Origin of the sequence: Paenibacillus nuruki (assembly GCF_001721045.1) — a bacterium.
GTDB classification, from domain to species: Bacteria; Bacillota; Bacilli; order Paenibacillales; family Paenibacillaceae; genus Saccharibacillus; species Saccharibacillus nuruki.
The window spans coordinates 20,617-27,363 of the sequence record NZ_MDER01000068.1 but is presented as its reverse complement, the minus strand read 5'-3'; the positions used below and the strand labels follow the sequence as shown (position 1 = coordinate 27,363).

Sequence of the window (6,747 nt, the reverse complement as noted above, 5' to 3'; positions counted from 1 at the left end):
TTGTTGCTTGTTGCTTGTTGCACAAGAGTATATTTTTAAATTTAAATAGATATAGGTGATCTTTGAGAAATTGCTATTTATATTGAAAACTTAATTCATTTTTTTAGAAAGTCTAGCGCTATTCACCATAGACTCATAGTAGGTAAAAATATAATGAACATTTAGAGAACATACATACTTTTCATAACTTCCAAAAAGCTTAGATTTCTTAAATTTTCTGTTCATACTTCAACAAATAATATTGAATATCATTCCATACAAACCTCTAAAACCTAGTAATACTATACATATGATACAAATAGATATCTTTTTTAAATCCATCATTCTAAATGTTCAAGAAGTTCTAAAATCCCTACTGTGAGGACAACAGGACAATACAGTGCCTTACCATTCTTCCAACTTGCACCAAAAGAGTAGCATCAACATCCACTGCTTTAGATCATTCTGATCTACCCTGCCACTCCCACTAGATCGAACTTTGGCATCACTCTGAAATGGTGGCTTTTGAGCATCGGAGCGACGGGACAGGAATGAATCTGTGAGAAGCGTAGCGTTCGCCTTTAAGATTTGGATATCAACCGCTTGGCGGTTAATCAAGATATCCAAGTCTTACCAGCGATCGGGAAGATCATTCCTGTCCCATAGCGGTCCCTAGCTCAAACGCCAGCCACCTTTCCAGATGTAAAGCCTTCGACTAACATCCACATCCGAATTGTTCTTCGCCGCCGAAGTCCGTTTGAGTTGGATAATCGTTGTCGAAGCATGCCATGCACATACCACCTTTGTAGTCTGTGCTGTTGTCGCCACCGACTGCTTTGATCAAGCCTTCAAAGCTCAAAAAGGTAAGTGAATCGGCATTCAGTTCTTTGCGCATTTCTTCAATCGACATCGTAGAAGCAATCAGTTCACGGCGATCCGGTGTATCAATACCATAGAAGCATGGATTTTTAAAAGGTGGAGAAGTGATACGTACATGCACTTCTGTAGCACCTGCATCACGTAGCATATTCACGATACGGCGTGAAGTGGTTCCGCGTACAATCGAATCATCGATCATGACGACACGCTTACCTTCAACGACACGGCGTACAGCACTAAGCTTCATTTTGACACCTTGTTCACGTAATTCTTGACTTGGTTGGATAAATGTTCGTCCGGTGTACTTATTTTTGATCATCCCAAGTTCATAAGGGATACCCGTTTGTTCCGCGAATCCGATAGCGGCTGAAATACTGGAATCCGGTACACCTGTCACAAGATCAGCATCGATAAATGATTCCTGTGCCATCACAGAACCCATCCGTTTACGAGCGGCATGTAGATTCGCACCGTTCATATCACTATCCGGTCTTGCAAAATAAATATATTCCATCGAACATAGCGCTTTACGTTGCGGTTCGATATAACGATCTTCGATCAATCCATGTTGATCCAAAATCAGTAATTCGCCAGGTTGAACATCTCGTACTAACTCTGCACCAATCGTTTCAAGAGCACAGGTCTCGGAAGCAAAAATATACGCTTCACCCAGACGACCCATCGTGATTGGACGCAATCCGTTAGGATCAGAAGCAACAATTAATTGCTCATTGGTCATAATCATAAAAGCAAAACCGCCTACAATTTGTCGGAACGCATCTTTTGCCGCTTCGACCAAAGGCTTGTTGGAACGTGCGATTAAGTGAGCGACCACTTCTGTATCACTCGTCGTTTGAAAAATAGAACCCGCTTCTTCTAGCTCACGCCGAATCTGCGGAGCATTCACAATATTACCATTAGTGGCTAGTGCCAATTCACCTGCACGATAACGAAATACTAATGGTTGAGCGTTGGTAAGACGACTATCTCCACTGGTCGAATAACGGACATGACCAATCGAGATATCACCTGTTAATGAACCTAACGTATCTTTATCAAAGACTTCTTTAACCAGTCCCATACCACGATGATAATGAAATTGGTTACGATCACTTACACATAAGCCTGCGCTCTCTTCCCCGCGATGTTGAAGCGCATGTAATCCATAATAAGAAAGGGAAGCGGCTTCGGAATGTCCGTAGACTCCGAAAACACCGCATTCTTCTTTTAATGTATCAAAAATATCATTCGGACCGGTGCCTTGATTATAGTAATCACCTGTCCACAACGTCTGTTTGTTTAATTCATCAGACATGGAATCGCATCCTCCCAGACTTGACGCAGATTGTTCACCTGCTCTGCCAAGACTTGTTTGCCGTCCACTTGGATTTGAAGTTCTGTTCCTTGCACTTGACCGATACGACGTACAGGTACACCTTGAGATTGAATATGACTTTCTAGAGCATCTGCTTGTGCCGGTGTTGCTGATAACAAGATACGAGATTGACTTTCGCTGAACAACAGTAGATCATGACGCAAGTTGTCGCTGTTGAGTGCTACGCTTGCACCTAATTTACCGCTAATGCAAGACTCTGCTAAAGCTACAGACAATCCACCTTCAGATAGATCATGTGCAGATTGAACCAGTCCACTTTGAATCGCACTCAGTACGCTACCTAGCAATTTCTTTTCGATATCCAAATCTAATGCTGGTGGGCGACCTTCTGTCACCTGATGAATCACTTTCTGGAATTCACTACCGCCTAATTCTGCAAATGTATCTCCCAGTACGAAAATAACATCGCCTTCGTTTTTGAATCCTTGTGTAGTGATATGATCTGTATCATGAATCAATCCCACCATACCTACAACAGGCGTAGGGTAGATCGCTCCACGAGTATTTTCATTATAAAGGCTGACATTACCGCCGATGACTGGAGTATCCAGTACACGACAAGCTTCTGCCATACCGTCTACTGATTTTTCCATTTGCCAGAAAATATCTGGTTTTTCAGGGCTACCAAAGTTGAGATTATCTGTAATGGCGAGCGGTTCCGCACCCGAGCAGACAATATTACGAGCCGCTTCGCTGACAGCGATTTTACCGCCTACTTCTGGATCAAGATACACATAACGTCCATTACAATCGGTTGTCATGGCGAGTGCTTTGCGTGTACCACGAATCGTGATGACGGCTGCATCTGATCCTGGACGAACGGCTGTGCTTGTACGCACCATATAATCATATTGATCATAGACCCAAGCTTTGCTTGCTACCGTTGGTGAAGCTAGAATCGATTTCAATGCACCACTGAGATCAGTGACTTCATCATAACGATTGGTATCCACATGTGCTTGTTGCTCATAATACGCTGGCACTGAAGAAGGCTTATCATAAATAGGGCACTCATCCACTAGAGCATGTACAGGCATATCGCCTACCACTTCGCCATGATGCAATAATTTCAATCGTCCATCATCGGTTACTTTACCAACTTTGGCACAGATAACACCCCAACGTTCAAAGATCTCCATCGCTTGTGCTTCGTCTTTCGGCTCCACCACGAACAACATCCGTTCTTGAGATTCAGAGAGCATCATTTCATAAGCTGTCATGCCATCTTCACGCTGTGGTACTTGATCGAGATACAATTCTAGACCATTCCCTGCTTTACTTGCCATTTCCGCACTTGAACATGTTAGACCTGCTGCACCCATATCTTGAATCCCTAGCACAATACCGGAATCAATCAATTCCAAGCAAGATTCCATGACCAGTTTCTCCATAAATGGATCACCGACTTGTACTGCGGTACGACGAGCTTCTGATTCTTCTGTCAATTCTTCAGAGGCAAACGTAGCTCCATGAATTCCATCACGTCCTGTAGGAGGCCCTACATAAAATACAGGGTTACCTACCCCTTTAGCGACACCACGTTGAATTTTGTCATGATCGATTAATCCTACACACATCGCATTCACAAGCGGATTACCATCATAACTTTCATCGAACATCACTTCGCCGCCAACCGTTGGAATCCCGATACAGTTACCATAACCTGCAATCCCGGATACCACATGCTCGAACAAATATTTCACACGTTCACTTTCGAGTTTACCGAAGCGCAAAGAGTTCAATACCGCTACAGGTCTTGCTCCCATAGAGAAAATATCACGAATGATTCCACCTACACCTGTTGCCGCTCCTTGAAAAGGTTCAACCGCAGAAGGGTGATTATGACTTTCGATTTTGAAAACAACAGCTTGATTGTCACCGATATCGACAATCCCTGCACCTTCACCCGGTCCCATCAATACACGAGGTCCAGTTGTAGGAAAGCGACGTAGTAACGGTTTGGAGTTTTTGTATGCGCAGTGTTCCGACCACATTACACTAAATACGCCAATTTCGGTGTAGTTCGGTTTCCGTCCGAGAAAACCGCAGATCAACTCATACTCGCTATCCGATACACCCATTTGTTTGTATATTTGCTGGTCTGCGACTTGCTCCGCCGTCGGTTCCTTAACGGATGTTTGCTGCGTCATGTTGATCCCTCCAAGCTTTCAAAATAGATGTAAACATTTTTTTACCATCTGCTGATCCTAACAATTCATCCACTGCACGTTCAGGGTGAGGCATCATACCTACAACATTGCCACGTTCATTACAAATCCCTGCAATATCATGTAACGATCCATTCGGATTATGTCCATATTGGAAAACGATCTGGTTATTATCTTTTAATTGTTTTAACGTCGCATCATCACAATAGTAGTTGCCTTCACCGTGAGCAATCGGAATCGTAATTTCTTCACCATCTGCATAATCACGAGTAAATGGAGTCTGGTTATTCACGACCGTTAGCAATGTATCATGACAACGGAATTTCATCGATTCATTACGAAGTAAAGCACCGGGTAACAGACGAGCTTCAGTCAAAATCTGGAATCCATTACAAATCCCAAGTACATATTTGCCTTGTTCTGCGGCTTTAGCCACTTCAGTCATCACCGGAGCAAATTGAGAAATCGCTCCACATCTTAAGTAATCTCCATACGAAAAGCCACCTGGAACCAAAATACAATCATACGCTGATAAGTCTGTCGCTGTGTGCCACACATATTCTACCGATTCCCCTAAAGTGTCTTCAACTGCTTTGAAGCAGTCAATATCACAGTTAGAGCCCGGAAATACCAAGACTGCAAATTTCATGGATTTAACCCTCCAGTTCGAAACGGTAATTTTCAACAACCGTATTAGCTAGCAACTTCTCGCACATCACTTTCAAGCGTTCTTCTGCTTCTTCACGATTATCTGTATCCAATTCAATCTCCATGTACTTCCCGATGCGAAGACTCTCGACTTCATTGAATCCTAAAGAATGAAGTGCACCTTGAACAGCAACACCTTGTGGGTCAAGTACGCTTTGCTTAATGGTCACGTAGACAGTAGCTTTAATCATGTTATTTTTGTTCCTCCTTAGATTAGGTGATGCTGAGTTAATATTGCTAGATGTATCAGGTAATGATTACTTTGAAAATGAATGACTTGGTGATTCTATAGATACCTCGCTATGGTCACAGATGATTCTGGTCCCTTCGCTTGGAACGAAGAATCACTTTATTTGTACTTAGTGTGTAAATGCTTAGTTTAGAGCAAATATCTACCATTATGGTTGATAATTCAGATCGCAATCTCAATCAGATGGAGAAGTGAGCAGAAAATATCACTTGGTAGACTGCCTTGATATGGATAGTCTACATAGTGAACACCATGCTGTCCTTATCTTTTCTGCCCCACCCCTAACGAGCGCCAATTGATCTCGATCCGGGCGGAGCGGAGGGAAAGAAATCATCCATAAGAAGCGTAGCGTTCGCCTTTAAGAATGAATATCGACTGCCAAGCAGTCATTCCAGATATTCATTCTTAACAGCGATCGGCAGGATGATTCTTTCCCGCATCGGCCCCCCAAGGATCAAATCAAATTCGCACCTGTCAACTTCTGATAGATGGCTAGGTAGCGGTCGGATGTGGCTTGGACGACAGATTCTGGTAAAGGAGCAGGTTGGCTGTTTTTATCCCAATCTGTGCCTGCCAGATACGTGCGTACCGGTTCTTTATCCATACTGTCGATTTCGATATCCAGTGCATAATTATTCTTCGCCCAGAAGCGTGAAGAATCTGGCGTGAAAATTTCGTCGATTAAGACGACTTTGCCATCAATCAATCCGAATTCGAATTTGCAATCCGCTAGAATAATATCGTGTTGATCACAATACTGACGGGCATATTCATAAAGTTGAATACTTTTGGTTTTCAATTCTTCAGCAAGTTCTGCACCAATTCGATTTTTCATGTCGTCAAAAGAAATATCTTCATCATGACCAGTATCATTTTTGGCAGCCGGGGTGAACAACGGATTGGGGAATACACCATTTTTACGCAAGCCTTCAGGAAGGGTAATCCCATTCACTTGACCGGTTTCTTGATATTGTCTCCACCCACCGCCTGTAATATAACCACGTACTACACACTCCATATCGATACGTTCCGCTTTGCGTGTGACCATAATGCGGTTACGCAGTGCTTCCGGGTCACGTACGATATCGCCTAATTGATCGACATCGATATGTACGACATGGTTATCGATCAGGTTGTTGGTTTGTCCGAACCAGAAAGCACTTAAGCGGTTCAACACTTCCCCTTTGTGTGGTACAGGTGGATCAAGTACATAATCAAAAGCAGAAATGCGATCAGTAACGACTATCAGATAGTGCTCGCCCAGATCATACAATTCGCGTACTTTTCCTTTATAGATCAGCGGTGCGTTAACCAGATCAACAGCTGTTGTGACGGCTTGCGATATCATGTGTAGTATCCCCTCTTTC

The 6,747-nt window shown here is 43.1% G+C and carries 5 protein-coding genes; all 5 read right to left on the bottom strand.

Annotated features, from left to right (window positions below):
* Nucleotides 1-694: 694 nt before the first annotated feature.
* A complete protein-coding gene (purF, locus tag PTI45_RS17745) occupies nt 695-2,173 on the bottom strand; it encodes an amidophosphoribosyltransferase (protein WP_069328924.1) in 1,479 nt (492 codons plus the stop codon).
* Entirely contained in the window at nt 2,158-4,404 is a 2,247-nt protein-coding gene (gene purL / locus PTI45_RS17740) for a phosphoribosylformylglycinamidine synthase subunit PurL (RefSeq protein WP_069328923.1), read from the bottom strand. Before purL ends, purF begins: the two co-directional genes overlap by 16 nt.
* Nucleotides 4,382-5,071, bottom strand: a complete 690-nt coding sequence (purQ, locus tag PTI45_RS17735; RefSeq protein WP_069328922.1) for a phosphoribosylformylglycinamidine synthase subunit PurQ — start codon at nt 5,069-5,071, stop codon at nt 4,382-4,384. Before purQ ends, purL begins: the two co-directional genes overlap by 23 nt.
* 4 nt (nt 5,072-5,075) lie before the next feature.
* A complete protein-coding gene (gene purS / locus PTI45_RS17730; protein ID WP_069328921.1) occupies nt 5,076-5,321 on the bottom strand; it encodes a phosphoribosylformylglycinamidine synthase subunit PurS in 246 nt (81 codons plus the stop codon).
* 513 nt (nt 5,322-5,834) lie between these two features.
* Nucleotides 5,835-6,728 carry a phosphoribosylaminoimidazolesuccinocarboxamide synthase gene (locus PTI45_RS17725; protein WP_069328920.1) on the bottom strand — a complete coding sequence of 298 codons (894 nt, stop codon included), beginning with the start codon at nt 6,726-6,728 and terminating at the stop codon, nt 5,835-5,837.
* Nucleotides 6,729-6,747 lie beyond the last annotated feature (19 nt).